The organism is Ruegeria sp. BG9, from assembly GCF_056538305.1.
In genome coordinates, this window is the sequence record NZ_JBQFSY010000016.1 from 17,609 (window position 1) to 40,077 (window position 22,469).

24 protein-coding genes are annotated in these 22,469 nt (G+C 60.0%); 14 read left to right on the top strand and 10 right to left on the bottom strand.

Annotated elements, in window-relative coordinates; all coding sequences use genetic code 11:
* The gene (locus ACR0I8_RS21650) at window positions 1-843 is read right to left on the bottom strand and encodes an LOG family protein (protein ID WP_170692980.1); all 843 of its coding nucleotides are present in this window, start codon (window positions 841-843) and stop codon (window positions 1-3) included.
* 79 nt (window positions 844-922) lie between these two features.
* On the opposite strand from ACR0I8_RS21650, the gene ACR0I8_RS21655 reads away from it, so the two are divergent.
* From ACR0I8_RS21655 to dapD, 3 genes are all read left to right on the top strand, one after another.
* Window positions 923-1,834 (top strand): threonine/serine dehydratase, encoded by a 912-nt coding sequence (locus ACR0I8_RS21655; RefSeq protein ID WP_170692982.1) that lies wholly within the window; start codon window positions 923-925, stop codon window positions 1,832-1,834.
* 44 nt (window positions 1,835-1,878) lie between these two features.
* Entirely contained in the window at window positions 1,879-2,478 is a 600-nt protein-coding gene (locus tag ACR0I8_RS21660; RefSeq protein ID WP_170692984.1) for a GntR family transcriptional regulator, read from the top strand.
* A 109-nt stretch (window positions 2,479-2,587) separates the two neighbouring features.
* Window positions 2,588-3,415 carry a 2,3,4,5-tetrahydropyridine-2,6-dicarboxylate N-succinyltransferase gene (dapD, locus tag ACR0I8_RS21665; protein ID WP_170637832.1) on the top strand — a complete coding sequence of 276 codons (828 nt, stop codon included), beginning with the start codon at window positions 2,588-2,590 and terminating at the stop codon, window positions 3,413-3,415.
* 51 nt (window positions 3,416-3,466) lie between these two features.
* Here the strand turns inward: dapD and ACR0I8_RS21670 are convergent, their stop codons facing one another.
* Window positions 3,467-3,802 (bottom strand): cupin domain-containing protein, encoded by a 336-nt coding sequence (locus tag ACR0I8_RS21670; protein WP_170692986.1) that lies wholly within the window; start codon window positions 3,800-3,802, stop codon window positions 3,467-3,469.
* Window positions 3,803-3,900: 98 nt separating this feature from the next.
* Between ACR0I8_RS21670 and ACR0I8_RS21675 the strand changes: the two genes are divergently transcribed.
* From ACR0I8_RS21675 to ACR0I8_RS21725, 11 genes are all read left to right on the top strand, one after another.
* Complete coding sequence (locus ACR0I8_RS21675) at window positions 3,901-4,245, top strand: hypothetical protein (RefSeq protein ID WP_170375977.1); 345 nt, start codon at window positions 3,901-3,903, stop codon at window positions 4,243-4,245.
* Window positions 4,246-4,315: 70 nt separating this feature from the next.
* The gene (locus tag ACR0I8_RS21680; protein WP_170692988.1) at window positions 4,316-5,701 is read left to right on the top strand and encodes a trypsin-like peptidase domain-containing protein; all 1,386 of its coding nucleotides are present in this window, start codon (window positions 4,316-4,318) and stop codon (window positions 5,699-5,701) included.
* Between the two features lie 3 nt (window positions 5,702-5,704).
* Window positions 5,705-7,018, top strand: coding sequence for a replication-associated recombination protein A (locus ACR0I8_RS21685; protein WP_170662983.1), 1,314 nt, complete (start codon window positions 5,705-5,707; stop codon window positions 7,016-7,018).
* 94 nt (window positions 7,019-7,112) lie between these two features.
* Complete coding sequence (locus tag ACR0I8_RS21690; protein WP_170692990.1) at window positions 7,113-7,919, top strand: crotonase/enoyl-CoA hydratase family protein; 807 nt, start codon at window positions 7,113-7,115, stop codon at window positions 7,917-7,919.
* A 117-nt stretch (window positions 7,920-8,036) separates the two neighbouring features.
* Window positions 8,037-9,080, top strand: coding sequence for an RluA family pseudouridine synthase (locus ACR0I8_RS21695; RefSeq protein WP_170692992.1), 1,044 nt, complete (start codon window positions 8,037-8,039; stop codon window positions 9,078-9,080).
* A complete protein-coding gene (locus ACR0I8_RS21700) occupies window positions 9,077-9,748 on the top strand; it encodes an HAD-IA family hydrolase (protein ID WP_170692994.1) in 672 nt (223 codons plus the stop codon). The genes ACR0I8_RS21695 and ACR0I8_RS21700 overlap by 4 nt, the downstream gene beginning before the upstream one ends.
* A 4-nt stretch (window positions 9,749-9,752) precedes the next feature.
* Window positions 9,753-10,460 carry an ATP12 family protein gene (locus tag ACR0I8_RS21705; protein ID WP_170692996.1) on the top strand — a complete coding sequence of 236 codons (708 nt, stop codon included), beginning with the start codon at window positions 9,753-9,755 and terminating at the stop codon, window positions 10,458-10,460.
* Between the two features lie 207 nt (window positions 10,461-10,667).
* Entirely contained in the window at window positions 10,668-11,684 is a 1,017-nt protein-coding gene (locus ACR0I8_RS21710) for an amino acid ABC transporter substrate-binding protein (RefSeq protein WP_170375963.1), read from the top strand.
* Window positions 11,685-11,809: 125 nt separating this feature from the next.
* Window positions 11,810-13,042 carry an amino acid ABC transporter permease gene (locus ACR0I8_RS21715; protein ID WP_170375961.1) on the top strand — a complete coding sequence of 411 codons (1,233 nt, stop codon included), beginning with the start codon at window positions 11,810-11,812 and terminating at the stop codon, window positions 13,040-13,042.
* A 3-nt stretch (window positions 13,043-13,045) separates the two neighbouring features.
* A complete protein-coding gene (locus ACR0I8_RS21720) occupies window positions 13,046-14,344 on the top strand; it encodes an amino acid ABC transporter permease (protein WP_170692998.1) in 1,299 nt (432 codons plus the stop codon).
* 12 nt (window positions 14,345-14,356) lie between these two features.
* Window positions 14,357-15,148: an amino acid ABC transporter ATP-binding protein gene (locus ACR0I8_RS21725; RefSeq protein ID WP_170528808.1), complete on the top strand. Its 792-nt coding sequence runs from the start codon at window positions 14,357-14,359 to the stop codon at window positions 15,146-15,148.
* A 45-nt stretch (window positions 15,149-15,193) separates the two neighbouring features.
* Here the strand turns inward: ACR0I8_RS21725 and ACR0I8_RS21730 are convergent, their stop codons facing one another.
* From ACR0I8_RS21730 to yidC, 8 genes are all read right to left on the bottom strand, one after another.
* Complete coding sequence (locus tag ACR0I8_RS21730) at window positions 15,194-15,691, bottom strand: histidine phosphatase family protein (RefSeq protein ID WP_170693000.1); 498 nt, start codon at window positions 15,689-15,691, stop codon at window positions 15,194-15,196.
* Window positions 15,688-16,362 (bottom strand): ferredoxin, encoded by a 675-nt coding sequence (locus ACR0I8_RS21735; protein ID WP_170693002.1) that lies wholly within the window; start codon window positions 16,360-16,362, stop codon window positions 15,688-15,690. The genes ACR0I8_RS21730 and ACR0I8_RS21735 overlap by 4 nt, the downstream gene beginning before the upstream one ends.
* Before the next feature lie 18 nt (window positions 16,363-16,380).
* Window positions 16,381-17,244: an acetylglutamate kinase gene (argB, locus tag ACR0I8_RS21740; RefSeq protein ID WP_170375950.1), complete on the bottom strand. Its 864-nt coding sequence runs from the start codon at window positions 17,242-17,244 to the stop codon at window positions 16,381-16,383.
* A 115-nt stretch (window positions 17,245-17,359) separates the two neighbouring features.
* Window positions 17,360-18,763 (bottom strand): PepSY-associated TM helix domain-containing protein, encoded by a 1,404-nt coding sequence (locus ACR0I8_RS21745; RefSeq protein ID WP_170693004.1) that lies wholly within the window; start codon window positions 18,761-18,763, stop codon window positions 17,360-17,362.
* Window positions 18,764-18,832: 69 nt separating this feature from the next.
* On the bottom strand, window positions 18,833-19,201 hold the full coding sequence (locus tag ACR0I8_RS21750) for a DUF2946 domain-containing protein (protein ID WP_480703628.1): 369 nt from the start codon (window positions 19,199-19,201) through the stop codon (window positions 18,833-18,835).
* Entirely contained in the window at window positions 19,198-19,851 is a 654-nt protein-coding gene (gene yihA / locus ACR0I8_RS21755; protein ID WP_170693007.1) for a ribosome biogenesis GTP-binding protein YihA/YsxC, read from the bottom strand. The genes ACR0I8_RS21750 and yihA overlap by 4 nt, the downstream gene beginning before the upstream one ends.
* Complete coding sequence (locus ACR0I8_RS21760) at window positions 19,848-20,585, bottom strand: MOSC domain-containing protein (protein ID WP_170693009.1); 738 nt, start codon at window positions 20,583-20,585, stop codon at window positions 19,848-19,850. Before ACR0I8_RS21760 ends, yihA begins: the two co-directional genes overlap by 4 nt.
* Window positions 20,582-22,411 (bottom strand): membrane protein insertase YidC, encoded by a 1,830-nt coding sequence (yidC, locus tag ACR0I8_RS21765; RefSeq protein WP_170375940.1) that lies wholly within the window; start codon window positions 22,409-22,411, stop codon window positions 20,582-20,584. Before yidC ends, ACR0I8_RS21760 begins: the two co-directional genes overlap by 4 nt.
* Between the last annotated feature and the right edge of the window lie 58 nt (window positions 22,412-22,469).

Consider the following 22,469-nt stretch of genomic DNA (forward strand, 5'->3'; position numbering starts at 1 on the left):
TCAGCGTCCCGGAATGGCGTCGCGTGGCGGGGCGGGTTCCCAGTTGTCGATGATCTCAACCGCTTCTTGCGCGGTGTCGACAAAGCGAAACAGATCGAGGTCTTCGTCCGAGATCGTGCCCGCATCGGCCAGTGCCGACCAATTGATGACCTTCTCCCAGAATTCGCGACCAAATAGCAGGAATGGCACACGCTCCATCCGCCCCGTTTGGATCAGAGTGAGGGACTCGAACAGTTCATCCATCGTGCCGAAGCCGCCGGGGAAGATGGTGATGGCGCGGGCGCGCATCAGGAAGTGCATCTTGCGGATGGCGAAATAGTGGAAGTTGAAGCTGAGGTCCGGCGTCACATAAAGGTTCGGCGCTTGTTCATGCGGAAGAACAATGTTCAGACCGATGGAGCACCCACCCGCATCCTGAGCGCCGCGGTTTCCGGCCTCCATCACGCCGGGGCCGCCACCCGTGACGATGACATTTTCGCGGCAGCCCGTCTCGTTCGACTTCTCGGTCATCAGCCGCGCGAACTCGCGCGCCTCATCATAATACTGGGACAGAGCGGCTAGCGTTTCGGTGCGCGCGGTGTGTTTCTGAGAAGGTTCCGGAATGCGCGCGCCGCCGAACATGACGATGGTCGAGGTGATCTCACGCTCGCTCATGATCATCTCGGGTTTCAGCAGTTCCAGCTGTAGACGCACCGGGCGCAGCTCATCTCGGCACAGGAATTCCTCATCTGCGAAGGCAAGACGATAGGCCGGAGACCGCGTTTGTGGCGTGTCCGGCACCTCGCTCGCGGTCGAGCGGTCGGTCTGCGCGTCGCGGAAAGGGCTGTGGCGGTCTTCTCTCATTGGTGAACGATCCCTGCTTGCGTGTTTGACAAACAGCTATAGGGTTCGCGGGCAGAGTGCCAGTCACGGAAAGACAAGAATGGATTGGAAGACGGAAATTCAGGCGGCAGCAGAACGCATTGCCGGTCACGCACAGATTACCCCGGTTATGAAGAGCCATATTCTCGGCTATCCGATCGAGCTGAAGCTAGAGCATATGCAGCACACTGGCAGCTTCAAGGCGCGCGGCGCGTTCAACACGCTGCTGAGCATGGAGGTGCCACAAGCAGGTGTTGTGGCGGCCTCGGGCGGTAATCACGGGGCGGCGGCGGCTTATGCGGCGCGTGCGCTAGGGCATCCGGCCAAGATTTTTGTGCCAGAGATCGCGGGCCCGTCCAAGATTGCCCTGATCGAACAGATCGGCGCGGATCTGAGCGTTGTGCCCGGCGAATATGCCAACGCGCTGGCGATGGCGCAGGCGCATGAGGACAAGACCGGCGCAATGCAGATCCACGCCTATGATGCACCTGCCACGGTCGCCGGGCAGGGCACCTGCTTTGCCGAATGGGAGGCGCAGGGCTTGCAGGCCGATACCGTCCTGATCGCCGTCGGAGGCGGCGGCCTGATCGCGGGCGCTCTGGCCTGGTTTCAAGGCGCACGCAAGGTTGTCGCGGTCGAGCCTGAAACTTCATGCGCTCTAAACGCCGCCTTGCAGGCTGGTGAGCCAGTAGACGTGTCGGTTTCCGGCGTTGCGGCCAACGCGCTGGGCGCGCGGCGGATCGGGTCGATCTGTTTTGAACTGGCGCAGGGTATGGAGTCGGTGCTGGTATCCGATCAGGCCATATCTGAGGCGCAGCGCGTATTGTGGCAAGCGCATCGCATCCTTGTCGAACCTGCCGGAGCGGCCGCCTTGGCGGCGCTGATGTCGGGGGCCTACACGCCAGAGCCGGGCGAACGCGTCGCCGTTCTGGTCTGCGGCGGGAACATTGCGCCAGACCCTTTTTCAGGCTGAATTATCGCCTTGTGAAAACAGGTTGAGAATTTTATCTATAATTCATGAGCGCCACGATTGCCGATACAATCTACGAAAATCTCAGGCAACAGATCATCACCGGTGATCTGAACGCCGGCGAGAAGCTGCGCCAGGATCACATCGCCAAAGCCTTTGAGACCAGCCATGTCCCCGTGCGCGAGGCTCTGCTTCGGCTCGAGGGGCATGGCCTTGCCAAAAGCGAACCGCGGCGCGGTATGCGTGTCGCTGTTCTCGACCCGGCCGAGGTTCGCGAAGTGGTCGAAATGCGCGTGGTGCTTGAGCCTTTGGCCTTGCAGCATTCCGTGCAGAACATGACACCCGGCGATGTGAAGTGCATGGATGAGGCGCGGATCGCTTGTGACGAGGCGCAGACCATGCCCGACTGGGAAATGCGCAACCGGGTCTTTCACCGGGCGCTCCTGACGCCCTGCGGCATGCCGCGTCTGCTGCACACGATTGATGACCTGCATATCGCCAGCGCGCGCCATCTGTTTGCCCATTGGCGACCCAAGTGGAGGCAGCGCGTCGATAAGGATCATTTGGCGATTGTTCAGGCGCTGAAACACAAGGATCTTGGCGCCGCAACGACCATCTTGATCCGGCATATCCGCCGCGCCAGCTGAGGGCCGGACGATTCCGCCGCAAAAGAGCCCCTGTTCGTCGCATTGCGCCGTGGGCTTGGCTTTCGTATAGGCCACACCGACACGAACAGATTCTGTAGGGAGACGCCCAATGTCCAATGCGCAACTGGAAGCCGCCATCGAATCCGCCTGGGAGGCGCGCGATACGATCACGCCCGCAACCACTGGCGAACAGCGCGAAGCCATCGAAGACACGCTGAACGCGCTGGACAGCGGCGCATTGCGCGTTGCCGAAAAGCTGGAGAGCGGTGACTGGCATGTAAACCAGTGGGCCAAGAAGGCGGTTCTGCTGGGCTTCCGTATCAAGGACATGGAAATTCAGACCGGTGGCCCTCAGGCCGGTGGTTGGTGGGACAAGGTGGACAGCAAGTTCGCCGGTTGGAGCGAAGACAACTGGAAGGCCGCCGGTTTCCGTGCCGTGCCCAACTGCGTTGTGCGCAAGTCGGCTTATATCGCGCCGGGCGCAGTGCTGATGCCGTCCTTCGTGAACCTCGGCGCCTATGTCGACGAAGGCACCATGGTGGATACATGGGCGACCGTCGGCTCCTGCGCGCAGATCGGCAAAAACGTGCACCTGTCGGGCGGCGTCGGGATCGGCGGCGTGCTGGAGCCGATGCAGGCTGGCCCCACCATCATCGAAGACAATTGCTTTATCGGCGCGCGCTCTGAGGTGGTCGAAGGCTGCATCGTGCGCGAAGGCTCGGTTCTGGGCATGGGTGTGTTCATCGGCAAATCGACCAAGATCGTCGACCGTGAGACCGGCGAAGTCACCTATGGTGAGGTTCCGCCCTATTCCGTGGTCGTTGCAGGCTCGATGCCGTCTAAGAACAACATCAGCCTCTATTGCGCGGTGATCGTGAAACGGGTGGACGAAAAGACCCGCTCGAAAACCGGGATCAACGAGCTGCTGCGTGACTAAGCGCACTTTATCAAAACGATTGGCCGCAGCCCAGTGCTGCGGCCTTTTTTGCTAGGCTTTGACTGGATAGCGGTCCGGCTCTTCAAACACGTCGATCACGCGTGAGCCTGCCTTGATCTTACCGCCATGTTCGACCCCGTCCGGAATGGAGTAGCTGTCGCCAGGGCGATAGATTCGGGTCTCAGTCCCTATGGTTAGTTCTACCTCGCCTTCGATGACAGTGCCCCATTGGGCCTTGTGGGCGTGCATCGGCAGTTCAAAATCCTTCAGGAAAGTGAAAAACGCCACCAGCCCGGCATCAGAGCGGATCACGGCTGTTTGCACGACGTCCTCGGGGAAGGGAACGTCCAGGCTGGGAAAGTCGGCAATGAAATCTGGAAAGGTCATCAAACATCCCTATTGGCTTGTGAAAATACCACTATGCAGAGTTGTCCGCCCCATGCAAATGCTTGACCGTGCAAGGGTGCAGGACTATGGCCCCCTGCATGGAAAAACAAAAGAAACCCTCTCGTCAGCAAGTCTACACCCTGCTCGTTCAGATCGGCCGCAAGGAGGGAGATGGCCTGCCAGACGGCGCGACCGGAGCGGCCCTGATGTGCTTTGCCAGTGGCGTGGATGAGGCCGAGGCCGTGCGTGAGACGGTTGCGATCCTGAAACAGGCCGACACGGCCCCTCTGGACGTGACCGGCTATGGCACATTGGCCGAGCGCGAGGCGCAGGGGCATGACATCGACCCTGATGAACGCGCCCTGATGCAGCGGGCACTGGACGAGAACGCCGTCATTGTCGCGCAGATGACACCGTTTTTTGACGAAGGCGCAAAAGGCTGACGACTGGCCTTCTTGCATTGACGATCCGCTCGGCGCATATCCAGAGGGCTTTACTGGATTGAGGTTCTTCATGCGTCGCTGGATTTTCATCGCTGTTTCGGTCGCCATGGCATCGGTCGCCCATGCCGAGACGCGCGTCCCTCAATCCCAAGCCGAAATCTCGCTTGGTTTTGCCCCCGTAGTGAAAGAGGCCGCGCCTGCGGTTGTAAACATCTATGCCAAAATCGTGCGGCAGGGGCGCTCGCGACCGTTATTCTCGGACCCGTTCTTTCAGGATTTCTTTGGCCGCGGATTTGGAGAGCCACAGCAGCGGGTCCAGAACTCGCTCGGGTCGGGCGTGATCCTGTCCGAGGATGGCTATGTGGTGTCGAATTACCACGTGGTCGGCTCGGCCACTGAAATCCGTGTGGTAACGACTGACAGGCGCGAATTTACGGCCGAGGTGGTTTTGGGTCACGAAGAAAGCGATATCGCGATCCTGCGGCTGGAAGAGGCTCAGGACCTACCCTTCCTGAACATGCGCGATTCGGATCACGTTGAGGTGGGCGAGTTGGCCTTGGCGATCGGTAACCCGTTCGGGATCGGGCAGACGGTGTCCTCGGGCATTATATCGGGATTGGCGCGCACTGGCACGGCGACCGGGAACGCGCGCGGCTATTTTCTTCAGACTGATGCGGCGATCAACCCAGGAAATTCGGGTGGCGCCTTGATTGACGTGAATGGTGACCTGATCGGGATCAACACCTCGATCCTGACGCGATCTGGTGGTTCGAACGGGATCGGTTTCGCCATCCCCGCCAATCTGGTGGCTGAGTTCCTGCGGCAGGCGCAAGCCGGCAATGACACGTTTGTCAGCCCCTGGGCGGGTATGAGCGGCCAGCATATGAGCGCCGACATCGCCGAGTCTCTGGGTCTGGTGATCCCTATGGGCGTGGTGATCTCCGACTTGCACGACCTCAGCCCTCTGGCCGAGGCCGGATTGCGGGTTGGCGATGTGGTTACCCATGTGGACGGGGATGAGGTGAACTCTCCGGCCGAGATGAAGTTCCGCATGTCCGTGGCGGGCGTCGGAGGCACATCCGTTCTGACTCGGCTGCGCGGTGAGGAAAGCGACGACGTTGAAGTGGCGCTGATCCGTGCGCCCGATACGCCGGATGCTGAAAAGACGACCTTGGATGAAAGCACCGTACTGCCCGAACTGACCGTCTCGGGCGTCAACCCGGCTGTGATCATTGATCTGGGGCTGAAACTGTCCCAGTCCGGTGTCGTTGTTTATGACCCCGGCCCATATGGCGCCCGCGCTGGTCTGCGTGTCGGCGACGTTCTGGAGGCGATCAATGGCTCAGACATCGCGCGCCCGCAGGACGTGGTGCGCGCGCTGACCGATCCGGGGCGCAGGATCAACATGCTGATCCAACGTGGCGGCCGCAGCCTGTCCCTGCGATTCCGGCTGTAGCGCATGAGCGATCTGTTCGACACCGGGGCGGCCGAGCCTGCCGCGAACCCGCACCGCCCTTTGGCGGATCGCCTGCGTCCGCAAACGCTGGCCGAAGTGATCGGGCAAGAGCAGGTTCTGGGCCCAGACGCGCCATTGGGGGTGATGCTGGCCTCAGGCAGCCTGTCCAGCCTGATTTTCTGGGGACCTCCGGGCGTTGGGAAAACGACCATCGCGCGGTTGCTGGCGCAGGAAACCGATCTGCATTTCGTTCAGATCAGCGCGATCTTTACTGGTGTGCCGGACCTGAAGAAGGTGTTTGAGGCCGCGAAAATCCGGCGCCAGAACGGGCAGGGGACGTTGCTGTTCGTGGATGAGATCCACCGCTTCAACAAAGCGCAGCAGGACGGGTTTTTGCCCCATATGGAGGACGGGACGATCCTGCTGGTCGGGGCCACGACCGAAAACCCGTCGTTCGAGTTGAACGCCGCGGTTTTGAGCCGATCGCAAGTTCTGGTACTGGAGCGGTTGAGCCTTGCCGATCTGGAACGTCTGACCCAGCGGGCCGAGAAAGAACTGGGCAAAGCGCTGCCCCTGACGCCTGCCGCACGTGATGCACTGCACGAGATGGCAGATGGCGACGGGCGGGCCTTGTTGAACTTGATCGAACAGGTTGCGGCATGGAAGGTTGACGCACCGCTTGACCCGGATGCGTTGTCGACGCGTTTGATGCGGCGCGCGGCGAAATACGACAAATCCGGCGATGAGCATTACAACCTGATCTCGGCCTTGCACAAATCGGTGCGTGGTTCGGACCCAGACGCGGCGCTCTATTGGTTTGCGCGGATGCTGACCGGGGGCGAAGACCCGCGCTATCTGGCCCGTCGGATCACCCGCATGGCGGTTGAGGATATCGGTCTGGCCGACCCGCAGGCGCAGGCGATCTGTCTGCAATCGTGGGAGACCTACGAACGGCTCGGCTCCCCCGAGGGAGAGTTGGCGCTAGCGCAGGCGCTGGTCTATCTGGCGCTGGCCCCGAAATCGAACGGGGCCTATGTGGGCTACAAGGCCGCGATGCGCCTGGCGAAGCAATCGGGCAGTGAGCCGCCGCCGAAGCATATCCTGAACGCGCCTACCTCGTTGATGAAGGATCAGGGCTATGGCGACGGTTACGCCTATGACCACGATGCAGAAGATGGGTTCTCGGGTCAGAACTACTTCCCCGAGACGATAAAGCGGCCTGTGCTGTATCAACCGGTCGAACGTGGGTTCGAGCGTGAGTTGAAAAAACGGCTGGACTATTTCGCCAAACTGCGTACGCAGCGCAACAGCGGGTAACGCAGGGTCAATTTCGCGCTGCCGTGGCGTCACAGGCGACAGGTGGCACACATCCGGCTTCCCTTGGGTCAATGACCATGAGGGAGGACATGTCATGCCCGTTTCCATAGACAAAACCGAAGACGTTTGGACCATCATCCATGACCGACCCGAGGCGCGGAACGCTGTTGACCCGGATCACGCGAAGGCTCTGGTGGATGCGTTTCTCGAGTTCGAACACGGCCCCGCAAAGGTTGCCGTTTTCTGGGGGAAGGGGGGCAATTTCTGTGCCGGGTGGGACCTGAAGTTGGCCGCCAGTCTGGCTGACCCTGACTTGGGTGAGGCCTATTACGAGAAACACAGCTTTCCTATTGGATCCGCCACCTCGACCCTCGGGCCAATGGGACCATCTCGGCTGGAATTGTCAAAGCCAGTCATCGGAGCCATCGACGGTGCAGCCGTCGCCGGCGGGATGGAGTTGGCCTTGTGGTGCGACATACGGGTGATGGCTGAGACGGCCTACCTTGGCGTTTTTTGTCGCCGATGGGGAATTACCCTGATGGACGGCGGTACAGTGCGCTTGCCGCGCTTGGTTGGGCAAGGCAAAGCGCTTGAAATCGCTCTGACCGGGCGCAAGGTTGAGGCAGAGGAGTGCTATCGGATCGGGTTGGCAGAGAAAGTCGTGCCGCATGGAGAAGCGCGGGCCGCTGCCGAGGCCATGGCCTACGAAATCGCCCGCTTCCCGCAGGAGGCTGTGCGGGCCGACCGACGCTCGATCATCGAAACGCGTGGGATGTCAGTGCGCGATGGGCTTAAGGTTGAATGGGCCAACGGTCTGGAAGCGATCCGGCGGGAGGGCACCGCAGGCGCAGGACGGTTCCGAGACGGGGCCGGGCGACATGGGGATTTCTTGAACATCTGAAACACCTACGATTGCTTGACTCTCGACCCGTTGCAGGCCACAGACGCGCATGTTTTCTAGGATAGTGGTAACAGGATACTCCGGGCGGATCGGCCGCGCGGGACAAGGGGCGATGGCATGAGTGGCGTGCAGATGATTACGGTCGCAGAAGGTGACGGAGACCAGCGTGTGGATCGCTGGCTACGCCGCCTGTTTCCGCATGTCAGCCAAGGGCGGATCGAAAAGATGTGCCGCAAGGGTGAGCTGCGCGTAGATGGCAGCCGCGCCAAGGCCTCGACCCGGCTGGAGGTCGGGCAGGTCGTCCGCGTGCCCCCGCTGCCGGATGCCGATCACAAACCGGCTGAGGTAAAGCGCAGCGTGTCCGAGGCGGATGCGAAGATGATCCAGTCCTGCGTGATCTATCGCGACGATCATATCCTCGCGCTGAACAAACCGCACGGCCTTGCGGTGCAAGGCGGCAGCGGCCAGACCCGCCACGTGGACAGCATGTCCGAGGCTTTGCGCTTTGGCTATGATGAGAACCCGCGGTTGGTCCATCGGCTGGATAAGGACACATCGGGCGTTCTGCTGCTGGCCCGCACGCGCGAGGCCGCTAAAGGCCTAACTGCTGCCTTCCGTCACCGCGACACGCGTAAGATTTACTGGGCCTTAGTCGCCGGAGTGCCGACACCCTATCTGGGCGAGATCAAGACTGGTCTGGTCAAAGCCTCTGGCCATGGCAAACAGGGCGAGGGCGAAAAGATGATCCCAGTCCATATGGGCGACATCGACAGCACGCCGGGTGCGAAACGGGCACACACCCACTACGCCACGCTCTACCGTGTCGCGGGCCGCGCCGCTTGGGTCGCGATGGAGCCGATTACGGGCCGTACCCATCAGCTGCGCGCGCATATGGCCGCGATCGGCCATCCGATCATAGGCGACGGCAAATATGGTGGCTCGGGTCAGGAAAACCTCGGCGATGGCTGGGGCGCGCAATTGGGCGGGATTATCAGCAAAAAGCTGCACCTGCACGCGCGGCGCTTGTCTTTCCAACACCCGATGACCCGCAAGCCGATCACGGTCGAGGCCCCTCTGCCCGAGCACATGAAGCACAGCTGGGACACGTTTGGTTGGACCGAAGACCTTGCCGCCGACGACCCCTTCGAGGAGCTGCAATGAGCGCACCCCTGCGTTTGGTCCTGTTCGATGTCGATGGTACGCTGGTCGACAGTCAGGGCAGCATCGTCCATTCGATGACGGCCAGTTTTCAGGCCGCCTCGGTCGAGGTGCCAAGCCGTGAGGCCATTTTGTCGATTGTCGGCCTGTCGTTGCCTTTGGCCATTGCACAGCTTGTGCCACAGCAGTCGACGACGGTTCAGGCGCAATTGGTTGAAGGGTACAAACAGGCCTATCACGCGCACCGGCTAGATCTCGGCGCCGCGAGTTCCCCCCTTTATCCCGGCGCGCGCGATGTGATTGAAGCCCTGCATGCGGTGCCCGAGATTCTTCTGGGCGTCGCCACAGGCAAATCGCAACGCGGTCTGGATGCGCTGATCGAAGCGCATGGGCTGGAGCGCTATTTCGTGACCCGGCAGGTGGCGGATCATCACCCCTCAAAACCTCATCCCTCGATGGTTCAGACCGCGCTGGAGGAAACCGGCGTTGAGGCCGCGCATGCGGTCATGATCGGGGACACCAGCTTTGACATGGATATGGCCGCTGCTGCTGGCGTCACCGGGATCGGGGTCTCGTGGGGGTACCACGACACTGCTGCGCTAAGTGCGGCCTCTTGTGTGATTGAAACATTCGACCAGCTGCCGGATGCGCTGGCCACTCTTTGGAAGTGAAGACATGAGCGACTGGAAACCGAAACGCTTTTGGACAAACAGCACCACGGTCGAGGCCGAGGACGGCTATACGGTCGAACTGGATGGCCGTCGGGTCAAAACGCCGGCCAAGGCCGCATTGATTCTGCCGACCAAAGCGATGGCTGAAGCCGTTGCCGCTGAGTGGGATGCTCAAGACAAAGAGGTGGACCCGACCACCATGCCCTTTACCCGCTCGGCCAATGCGGCGATCGACAAGGTGCGCATCCAGCACGGCGAAGTAGCGGATATGCTGGCGGACTACGGTGACTCCGATCTGCTGTGCTATCGCGCCACCCATCCGCAAGAGCTGCAAGAGCGTCAGGCCGCAGACTGGGATCCCGCGCTGGACTGGGCCGCCGAGACCCTGCAGGCCCGACTGATTCCCGTGGCGGGGGTTCTGCACCAGCCCCAATCGGCTGAGGCTTTGGCGCAGTTGCGTCAGCGGGTCCATACGTTGGATGCGTTTCAGTTGGCGGCCTTCCACGATCTGGTCAGCTTGTCTGGTTCGTTGATTCTGGGATTTGCGGCGGCACAGGATTGGCGCGAACCGGACGAAATATGGCGCATTTCGCGACTTGATGAGAACTGGCAGATCGAACAATGGGGCCACGATGACGAAGCCCACGCCGTTGCGGAAACAAAGAAAGCCGCGTTTTTGCACGCCAAGACCTTCTTCGATCTCTCTGTTTGATCCTTCCAACGTTGGTTTTTTTACGCATCTGCCTAATCCGGAGGCGGAGACCCATCGTTTTCCCTGATCCGACCCTTGACGTTTGTTTATGAATGCGACCAAACTCAAGCCCACTAAAGGGGAGACACCTTTGGGGTAACCTTTCCGGCATCCACTATGCCGGGCAGAGCCGCCCTTACCGGGGCGGAAAATCAGGAAGAGGTAAAAATGAAAAAATCCGTAATCTTGGGCGCGGCAACAGTGGCCGGTCTGGCCGCAGGTGCTGCCGCGGCGGGAACTGTAGACGACGTCAAGGCGCGCGGCACTCTGAACTGTGGTGTGACCACCGGTCTGGTTGGCTTCGCTGCACCTGACGCGAATGGCGAATGGAAAGGCTTCGACGTATCGCTGTGCCGTGCCGTTGCCGCCGCTGTTCTGGGTGACGCAAACGCAGTTGAATTCGTTCCGACCACCGGCAAGACGCGCTTCACCGCTCTGGCCTCGGGCGAGATCGACATGCTGGCCCGTAACACCACATGGACCTTCAGCCGCGACGTCGACCTGAAGTTCGAATTCACCGGCGTGAACTACTATGACGGTCAGGGCTTCATGGTTCCCAAGGCACTGGGCGTAAGCTCGGCCAAGGAACTGGACGGCGCCACCGTCTGCATCCAAACCGGCACCACCACCGAGCTGAACCTGGCCGATTTCTTCCGCGCCAACAACATCAGCTACGAGCCGGTTCCGATCGAAACCAACGCCGAGGCGCAGCAGCAGTACCTGGCTGGCGCATGTGACGTTTACACTACCGACGCTTCGGGCCTGGCCGCAACCCGCGCCACGTTCGAAAACCCCGGTGACCACGTCCTGCTGCCCGAAATCATCTCGAAAGAGCCGCTGGGCCCGCTGGTCCGTCACGGTGATCACGAGTGGGGCGATGTTGTCCGCTGGACCCTGAACGCGCTGGTTTCGGCTGAAGAGCTGGGCGTGACCTCGGCGAACATCGACGAGCTGGCAGCTGGCACCGACAACCCGGAAGTCAACCGTCTGCTGGGCACCGAAGGTACCCTGGGCGAGATGCTGGGTCTGGACGCACAGTGGGCCATGCGCGCCATCAAGGCGGACGGCAACTATGGTGAAGTGTTTGCCAAGAACATCGGTGAAGAAACTCCGATCGGTCTGGCACGCGGCCTGAACGCTCAGTGGACCGAAGGCGGCCTGCTGTACTCGCCGCCTTTCCGCTAAGACATCCACGGAAAAGGGCGCAGGACATCCTGCGCCCTTTTTCACTAATACTTACGCGAACGGACACAGAGCGGGGACAACCTCGCCATAAAAACAAAGTCCGCTAGCTACGGGGATTCCAAAATATGTCGACTATGACTGACCCGCCGAAAGCTGATTTTCGGCTGTCGATGCTCATAAACGATACCCGCTATAGATCGCTGACCTTTCAGGTGATCGCGGCTATCGCTATTGCGCTATCCATTTGGTATCTGGGCAACAACCTGATCCAGAACCTTCGGGCCGCCGGCCTGAACATATCCTACACATTCCTCGGCGATTCCGCCGGGTACGACATCAACCAGCGTCTAATCGAATATGACAGCCAGTCCTCGCATGGGCGGGCTGCGGTAGTGGGGCTTTTGAACACGCTTCTCGTGGCGTTTCTGGCCTGTATCACCGCAACGATATTCGGAGTGATCGCCGGGGTTCTGCGGCTCTCGAACAACTGGCTCGTCTCAAAGCTGATGGCGGTCTATGTCGAGATCTTCCGCAACATTCCGGTTCTGATCTGGATCATCATCATCTTCACGATCATGACGGCCGTTCTGCCGGGGCCGCGGGCGTTCCGCGGTGATAACCCCACGTCGAGCATGCTGTTTGATGCCTTCGCCTTCACCAACCGCGGGGTCTATATCCCCCGTCCGGAATTCGCACACGGCCTGTTCAGTGCAACCATTCTGAACTGGCTGCTGGTGATTGCCGGTCTGGTCGGATCATGGTTCGCCTCGCGCGAGATCGAAAAGCGGGCAACCAAGAAACAGGAAGAGACCGGTGAACGCCCCAGAACGCTGCTGGTGAAGCTGGGCGTCTGGCTGGTGCCGTTTGCATTGCTGATGGTTCTGATGGGCCTGACTTGGGACATTCCCGCGCTGAAGGGCTTTAACTTCAGCGGAGGTATCAAGGTCGGTGGTCCTCTGATCGCTTTGTGGTTCGCGTTGTCGATCTACACCGGGGCCTTCATCGCGGAAAACGTGCGGGCCGGTATTCAGGCGATCTCAAAAGGTCAGACCGAGGCTGCGGCCGCGCTGGGTCTGCGTCAGGGTCGGATTATGAATCTGGTCATCCTGCCGCAAGCGCTGCGGGTGATCATTCCGCCGCTGATTTCGCAGTACCTCAACATCACCAAAAACTCGTCTCTGGCGATTGCCGTTGGCTACGCGGATATCACCGCGACGCTGGGCGGTATCACCCTGAACCAGACCGGTCGTGCGATCGAATGCGTTCTGCTGCTGATGCTGTTCTACCTCACCGCCTCGCTGGTGATCTCGATGGTGATGAACGTCTACAACGCATCCGTCAAGTTGAAGGAGCGCTGAGCCATGGCCGATCAAACAACCAATCCGATCGCTTTCGTGGCCGAAGGTACCATCCCTCCCTCTCCGCCCCCGGCGAATGAGACGGGTGTGGTCAAATGGCTGCGCGAGAATCTGTTCTCAGGCGTTACCAACACCATCCTGACGGTTCTGTCGCTGATCCTAATCTACATCCTTCTGAAGAATACACTGCCGTGGATTCTGAACGGGGTGTGGAACGCGAACTCACTAGCCGAGTGTCGCGAGATTCTAGGTGGCAAGACAGGCGCGTGTTTCGCGGTTCTGACCGAACGCTGGCCTCAGCTGATCTACGGCTTCAAATACCCGGTTGACGCTTACTGGCGCCCCAACCTGGCGTTTGTGCTGATGCTGGTGGCCTTTGCGCCGGTGCTGTTCTTCGACTTGCCGCGCAAGATGCTGATCTTCACGGCGCTCTACCCGTTCATTGCGTTCTGGCTGATCTGGGGTGGCACCATTCTGGTCCCGCTTGTGGCTCTGCTGGGTTGCGTCGCGGGCGGCGCCGTGTTCCAGAAATTCGGCAAGAACAGCTTTGCGGCTGGCTTCTTCGGGGCAATCATCGTTGCGCTGGTCGTGTGGAATGTTGGCGGAGCGCTGATACCAGAAGGTGCTTCTGAAGACGCGATGCTTACAGCTGTTCCCAGCCGTGATCTGGGTGGCTTCATGCTGAACATGATGCTGGGTGTCACCTGTGTGTCGCTGTCGGTTCCGCTGGGCATTGCCCTGGCACTGGGTCGCCAGTCGGACATGCCGCTGATCAAGTGGGTGAGCGTCATCTTCATCGAATTCATCCGTGGCGTGCCTCTGATCACGCTGCTGTTTGTGGCTTCGGTGATGCTGGCCTACTTCTTCCCGCCTGACAGCACGGTCGACCTGTTCCTGCGCGTTGTGATCATGATCACCATGTTCTCAGCCGCCTATATCGCCGAGGTGATCCGCGGCGGTCTGGCAGCGCTTCCACGTGGACAGTATGAAGCAGCAGACAGCCTTGGTCTGGATTACCCTCAGGCGATGCGTCTGATCATCCTACCGCAGGCTCTGAAGATCTCGATCCCCGGTATCGTGAACGTGGCTGTTGGTCTGTTCAAGGACACCACACTGGTTTCGGTCATTTCGATGTTCGATCTGGTGGGCATGATCCGAGGCCCCATCCTGGCGTCAACCGAATGGAACGGCGTCTATTGGGAGCTTCTGGGCTTTGCCGCGCTTCTGTTCTTCGTCGTCTGCTACGGCATCTCTCAATATTCTCAGTGGCTCGAGCGTCGCCTTGCCACCGATCATCACTAAGGAGTTCAACACATGTCTGAACTTGCAATTGACCGCGAAATCGACCGCTCGAAGATGCAGGTGAGCGACGAGGTCGCCATCGACATTAGCGGAATGAACAAGTGGTACGGCTCGTTTCACGTGCTGCGCGACATCAATCTGACCGTCAACCAAGGCGAACGGATTGTTATCGCGGGCCCGTCGGGCTCGGGCAAGTCTACCCTGATACGCTGCCTTAACGCGCTGGAGGAACACCAGCAGGGCAAGATCGTGGTGGACGGGATCGAACTGTCGAATGACCTGAAAAACATCGACAAGATCCGGTCCGAGGTTGGTATGGTGTTTCAGCACTTCAACCTATTCCCGCATCTGACCATTCTGGAGAACTGCACGCTGGCCCCGATCTGGGTGCGCAAGACGCCCAAGAAAGAAGCCGAAGAGCGCGCGATGCATTTCCTTGAAAAGGTGAAGATCCCCGATCAGGCGCTGAAGTACCCGGGTCAGCTTTCCGGTGGTCAGCAACAGCGTGTGGCGATTGCTCGTTCGCTTTGCATGATGCCGCGGATCATGTTGTTCGATGAACCGACCTCGGCGCTGGATCCCGAGATGATCAAAGAGGTGCTCGACACCATGATCGAACTGGCCGAAGAAGGCATGACCATGCTCTGTGTGACCCACGAGATGGGCTTTGCCCGTCAGGTGGCAAACCGCGTGATCTTCATGGATGCTGGCCAGATCGTGGAACAGAACGAACCGGAAGAGTTCTTCAACAACCCGAAGAGCGAACGCACCAAGCTGTTCCTCAGCCAGATCCTCGGACACTGATCGAGATCACATCAAAGGAAAGGCGGGGTTTTGCCCCGCCTTTTTTCATTTCAGAAGCTCGCGCGGGATCGCGAAACCCAAGACCTTGCCGCTGTGCTTCTGGATGTCGGACCACTTGTCGATCTCAAACTGGATCACCGTTGTGGCGCAGGTCGGGTAGTCGTGGAACCGAGCGTGCTCAGGCGCGGTTTCTACAAGCTGAGCCGCGAATTGGGCAATTCCGGGATTGTGGCCCAGCATCATCACGTTTCGTCCTGTTGCCGTCTTTAACTCAGCCAGCATCGCATCCGGCCCCGCCAAATAGAGGTCATAGGCGTAGTAGGCGTTTTCAGCATTCAGACCCATGTGGTCCCAGGTCTCACGCGTTCGGACAGAGTTCGAGCTCAGAAGCTCATCCGGGACCCAGCCGTTTTTCTTGAGCCAAGATCCAATCGCCGGGGCTGAGGCTCGCCCACGTTTGTTCAGTGGTCGCTCATGATCACTGAGGTTGGGATCATCCCAGCTGGACTTGGCATGGCGGGTCAGGATCAGGGTGTGTGTCATGACGGATGAAAAGCCCTCATATGATGTGCGGATTGGTCCGGGTCTCGGCCTGCGCGGGCGCTGACAGGGCAGGAGAGGCGCGCGAGGCACCCTCCGGTCATGCAGACCTGCCCCTCGGGCGTGGCGAGGTGAGTGTGGCAGGCCTCGACATTGTAAAAGCTCTGATCATTCAGCGCGCCTACCGGGCAGGTTTGTGTGCAAGGCGCTGCGCATGAGGTGCATGGCGAAGGGGCGGTTGCCAGGGGTATTGGGAATTCATCGGCGAAATGAAGCGCGCCGCGCAACGAGATCATCATGCCCATCTGGTCATGTACCAGCGCGCCCACCGGGCTGCTGAAGGTCCGCCCTGATTTCAACGCCCAGTCGATGAATGGCGTGTAGGGAGGGCCGCCGAAGGGAAAATGCGCCTCGGCTCCAAAGTCCTGAGCCAGTTGGCCGACCACACGTAGTGACCAGCGATCGACCGGATCCTTGCCCTGCCATTCCGGCGCGGCTTTCAACTGGGGCCAGAACTCGGGCCCTGCGCCCAGAAGGATCAGCGTACCGCCATCCAATTGTTTCGCTTGCACCTGACGCGGATGTAGCGCACCCATGACGATCAGCCCGACCCGCTGCGCTGCGTGTTCGACACGGTCATAAATGTTGTGAGAGGAGGCGGGCTGTTGGGTCATATCTCCTCCGGTTTGGAATTAGTCGGGGCGTATCAACGACCCGGCACCGTGTTCGGTGAACAGCTCCAGCAGGACCGCGTTGGGCGCGCGCCCGTCCAGAATAACCACCGCGCGCACTCCACTATGCAGCGCATCCAGCGCGGTTTCGGTCTTTGGGATCATACCACCGGCAATCGTCCCTTCCAGAGTCATTTCGCGGATCTGACCGGCCTTCAGTTCAGTCACCACGTCGCCAGCGGCGTTCTTGACACCTGAGACGTCCGTCAGCAGCAGTAGGCGGTCCGCCTTCAGCGCCGAGGCGATAGCCCCCGCAGCGGTATCGCCGTTGACGTTAAAGGTCTCCCCCTCGGTGCCCGCGCCTAGCGGCGCGATGACCGGGATGACGTCATGCGAGAACAGGTCGTGCAGGACCTTGGGGTCCATCTTCGACGGAGACCCCACAAAGCCCAGCGACGGATCGGTCTGTTCGCAGGTCATCAGGTTGGCGTCCTTGCCCGACAGTCCCACAGCGGTGCCGCCCTGACGGTTGATCGCCTGCACGATCCGCTTGTTCACAAGGCCCGACAGGACCATCTCGACCACTTCCACCGTCGCTTTGTCGGTGACGCGCTTGCCGCCCACAAACTCTGACTGGATGTCCAGCTGTTTGAGCATTGCGTTGATCATCGGCCCACCGCCATGCACGATCACCGGGTTCACTCCGACCTGCCGCATCAGCACCACGTCGCGGGCAAAGCTGTCCATCGCCTCGTCGCTGCCCATGGCGTGGCCGCCCAGCTTGATGACGACAATCGCGCCATCGTAGCGCTGCAAATAGGGCAACGCGCTGTTCAGGGTTGCGGCGGTGGCGATCCAATCCCGGTTCATGTCTCGTGTCTTCATGGCTGTCAGTCCTTTGGTCCACCCTGTTAGGGCGTTTGGACCGGGCTGCCAAGACCATACCGCTGCAAATGCAGGTTACGAGAGCCGCGCCTAGGTGGCGCGGCCCCTGTTCAGATCAGCTCATCGCACGTTTCATTGCCGGAATATTGCTGAGGATCAGCAAGTCGAAGGCCAGTACACCCAACAGGGTCAGCCCTACCAGCGGGAAAGCCATAGCTGTGAACAGCCCGATCAGGACCGCGCCTTTCCACAGCGGCAATTCCGCCGGCATCGGTGGCGCCGCCAGTCGACGCGCCTTTTGTGGGCGGCGCTTGACCCACATCACCACGCCTGAGACGCAGACGAAGATGACCGACAGGCAGAACACCACGTTGAGAATGAAGTTCCACGTGCCCATCAACCCCATATGGAATGGGATTCCGACTGCCATGGATTTGCCCATCAGCGAATAGTCCTCATACCGGACATCGGCCAGGATTTTGCCGGTGTACTGGTCGACATGGACAGTTCGGTCGTTCACCGGATCGGTCGAGTCGCTACTCATGCTGTCGCGGTTGAGTGTCCAAACGCCATCCTCGCCGCCTGGATAGGCCACGCGGAATCGCCCGCTCATCTCCAATGCAGTCCCCAAAGCGACTAGCGCGTCGATATCGACTAAAGTGCCCTCTGGCACGCCCTCAATGCCCGCGTCAGAGCCGGAGGAAGGCATGGGCGTTTGCTCAAGCGCCCACGGCACGTCGTTCTGATGACCGTGGTTCATGCTGGCATGGGTTTCATCCGACAAGGGAACGTTGTCCCATTTCTCGGCTGGGAAGCTGCTCCAGGGTTGAACGATCATACCGCCCCAGACCCCGGCCCAAGACAGGCCCGAGATAAGGAAGACGACCAGCAATAGCGACATCCAGAAGCCGACCACCGCGTGCAGGGACTTCCACAACGCGCGCCCTCGTGCCTTGAGGTTGGGTACAAAACCCGCCATCGCATTGCCGCGCGGCCACCACAGATAGAGGCCGGTGAACACCAGAACGAGGCTCAGGCCTGCGGCGATTTCAAGGATGCGGTCGCCAGTGGTACCGATCAGAAGGGTCGAGTGGATATTGTCCGCCAGATCATACCATCCGGCACGGCGATCCCAGATTTCCAGAACCTGACCGACGTAAGGGTCGACCGCGACCAAACGTTGGCCTGCATCGGTTTTGATGCGGAAGACGGTGGCCAGATCCTCGGCCTTCGGGCCTATCCATTCGACGACCTGCCCGGGAACCTCGGCCAAAGCGACCTCGGCCTGTTGCGAGACGGGCAGGGCTTCTCCTTCGACCGTGACGGCGATCTTCTCGCCATCGCGCCCGTCAAACTGAGTGATAAACATCATCATCAAACCGGTCACGGCGAGGATGATCAGAAACGGGACTACGAAAATCCCAGCGTAGAAGTGCCACCGCCACGCGGCGAAGTAGAATTTTTGCGCAGCTGTATTCTGCATCGGGGCTGTGCCCGATATTTGGCTATCCATTGCCATTTGAAATCTCCATATACAGACATCCCTCGCGCGCAGGTGCGCGCAGGGCCAAAACAAGGTTTCGCTGTTTCAGGAGGAGTGGGGTGGTCCCCGCGCATCATAGCGGGCGTAAAGCCCTGCACTGCGATGGGTGAAATCGGAATGATCCCAGCGCGGCTGCAATTGGAAATCCGCTGGAATGATCAACTCAAATCCAGGGAGAATGGCATCCGCAGTGAGCCCCGCAAAAGGGCACATGGAGCGCGTGTCATGCTCATCATGGATCGGATCGTCCGGGTTCAGATCGACCCATTGCTCGACCGTTCCCTCACCTGTGCAAAGCACCAGTAGGATCTTGCCGTCATTGCCTTGCGCTGGCATCCATCCCTGCGGAATTGCACTGGTCGCGAGCAGTGCAAGCAGGGTCAGAACACCAAAGACGCGCAGGATCAGGGTCATTCTAGATGGGCGATGATCGAGCGAAGCGTCGGCACCCCATCCCCTTTTTCCGAGGATGTCAGAACGATCTCAGGGTATGCGGCAGGGTGTTTGGACAGGGCTTTACGCACTTGGTTCAGCACTTTCTCGCGGTCGTTGGCCTTCACCTTGTCGGCCTTGGTCATGACGCATTGAAAGGTCACGGCGCTGGTGTCCAGCAGCTTCATGATCTCATCATCCACAGGCTTCACCCCATGGCGTGAGTCGATAAGAACGAAGGCGCGACGCAGGGTTTGCCGCCCGCTAAGATACTGTTTCAGCAGCCGCTGCCATTTCTCAACTACCTTGACCGGAGCATTTGCGTAGCCATAGCCGGGCAGGTCCACCAGATACAGCTCAGGACCTTGGGTGAAAAAGTTGATCTCTTGCGTGCGGCCCGGTGTGTTTGAGGCGCGCGCGAGGCCCTTGGTGCCGGTCAGCGCGTTGATCAGGCTGGACTTTCCGACATTCGAGCGTCCAGCAAAACAGACCTCAAGCCGGTCGGGGGCGGGTAGGCCGTTCATCGCGACGACGCCTTTGACGAACTCGGATTCACCTGCAAACAGCTTGCGCCCACGCTCCAGCGCGAACTCGTCAGGATCTTCGGCCAGAGGGAAGGGCAGGGTAGTCATAGCAGTTGAACCTTATCGTCAATGCGGATTTCACCGCCTCGGATCACCTCGGCATAAACGCCGAAATCCTGATGGTCCCAACTGTTCAGGGCACCAAGCGTGTCCGCATCCCGCTCGCCCGTGTCGGGGTTGGCAGTGGTTGCCAGACAGCGCGTTATCCGTTCGCGGACATGGAACACGGCCTGCCCAATCTGAACTTCACGACCGAGCCAATCGAACTCCTCCCATAGGGGGAGGCCATTGAACCAGATATTGCCGCGCCAGCGGATAGGCGAGAGCTCACGGCCCAGCTTCTGTTCGACCGCGCGGTGGCTGGCCATGTTGCACAGGCTGATCGAAGGGAAATCACTGTCGGTCATTCCCCGACCGGGCACGCGCACGATTCGCGCCGATGCTGCGCGATCCAAAGGCATCAGCGGTTTGACCCACTCCAAAAACACGTCCTGCTGGGTATCGGGTGCAAAGCTCAGATCCGGACGATCAGGGTGGCGCAAGGTCACGCTATCGCCGTGGGATTCAGCCGAGATCGCCATCAGCTTGGGCGCCTTCGCGCCGCGGCTGAAATTTACGCAAGGTGCCCATTCCGAGCCGTCGGTCTTGGCAGCCTCATGCGCGACGGCCCAAACACGATCCCCGGGCATGGTCTGCCCGGGGAGTACAGTGATCTCGGTCAGGGCTTCTCGCCCATGGCTCTTGATCGGGTGCCGCCAGAGGGCTGAGACCTGCCCGCTCATTTGCCGTCCGTTTTCGGCGTGCGCTTGAAGCCGGATTTGATGTTGCCGAACACGTCCGGCTTATATCCTTGGCTGCGCATGATCAGATACTGCTGGGTGAAGGTGATGGTGTTGTTGGCAATCCAGTAAACCACCAGACCGCTGGCAAACCCGCCCAGCATGAACATGAAGACCCACGGCATCCAGGCAAAGATCATCGCCTGTGTCGGATCGGTTGGCGCCGGGTTCAGCTTTTGTTGCAGCCACATCGAGATACCCAACAGCAGGGGCAGGATTCCGATAAAGATCAGCGCAAGGAAGCTTTCAGGCGCGGGTGCGGCCCAGGGCAACAAGCCAAACAAGTTGTAGATCGAGGTCGGGTCCGGTGCGCTGAGGTCCTGGAAAGGACCAAACCACGGGGCCTGACGCAGTTCGATAGTAACGAAAATCACCTTGTACAGCGAGAAGAAGATCGGGATCTGCATCAGGATCGGCAAACAGCCCGCGGCGGGGTTTACCTTTTCCTTCTTGTACAGCTCCATCATGCCCTGCTGCATCTTCTGGCGGTCGTCGCCTGCGGCTTCTTTCAGGGCCTCCATCTGCGGCTGAAGTTCCTTCATCTTCGCCATCGAGACGTAGGATTTGAATGCCAGCGGGAACAGGATCGCCTTGATGATCAGCGTCAGGCCGATAATGGACCAACCCATGTTGCCGATCAGAAGGTTGATGTTATGCAGCAGCCAGAAGATCGGTTTCGTCAGGAAGAAGAACCAACCCCAGTCGATGCTGTCGATGAACTTCTGAACGCCTTCGGATTGGTATTCCCGAATAGCTTCCCATTCCTTCGCGCCCGCGAACAGGCGGGTGCTAACCTCTTCCGTTGCACCCGGAGCCACGGTCAGTGTCGGAAGCACGGTTTCGGTTTGATAGATTTTGCGGCGCGAGTCGTATTTTGCGGCCGCTTTGAAGGCCGATCCGGGCTCGGGGATCAGCGTGGTCATCCAGTAGTGATCGGTGAACCCAATCCAGCCGTCCTCTTTGACCTGATAGACCTCGGCCTGAGCGCGTTCGTTCGGGTCGATGTCGAAGTCACGGACATCGCCATAGTCGACCTCGGTCAAGGTTCCGTCGGCCATGCCGATCACGCCTTCATGCAGGATGAAGAAGTTCTTGAGGCCCGGCAGATCGCCGTCTTCGCCAATGCCATGGCGGGCCAGAATGCCGTAAGGGGCCATGCTAACCTCGGCGCCGGTGGCGTTTTCGACGGATTGGGTCACCGAGAACATGTAGTTTTCGTCCACCGAGACTGTGCGGCGGAAGGTCAGGCCGTTTCCGTTGTCCCACGCCAGTGTGATGGGGGTGTCTACGCCCAATGTCTCGCCCTGCTCAAGCGTCCAAAGGGTGTTAGGGCCGGGAACATCCGTGCCGCTCACGCCGGATCCGGGGGCCCAGCCATAGAGGGCGTAATAGGCCGAGTCCGACCCGACCGGGGCCAGAAGTTCGACGATCGGTGCGTCTTCCTCAAGCGAGACTTTGTAATCCTTCAGGAACAGCTCATCAATGCGGCCGCCCGACAGCGACAGGCTGCCTTTCAGACGGGGCGTATCAATCGCAACGCGCGGCGCTTGCTCTTCGGGCTGAGCCTCTTCCGCGGTCGCGGTTGCCTCGCCAACCGTTCCGGTGCCGCTTGCGCTGGGCGTTTGAATCTCTGACCCTTCGGTTGCTGCAATCTCGGTCTGTTCCGTTCCGGGCGTGGGTTCCGGCGGAGGGAACAACACGAACCAGACCAGGATCACGAGAAAGCTGAGCGCGGTTGCAAGGATGAGATTCTTGTTCTGATCGTCCATCTGGGACAGCCACCTTGAGCAGTGAAAGACACCCGCAGGGTTCAATAGAGTGCAGGCC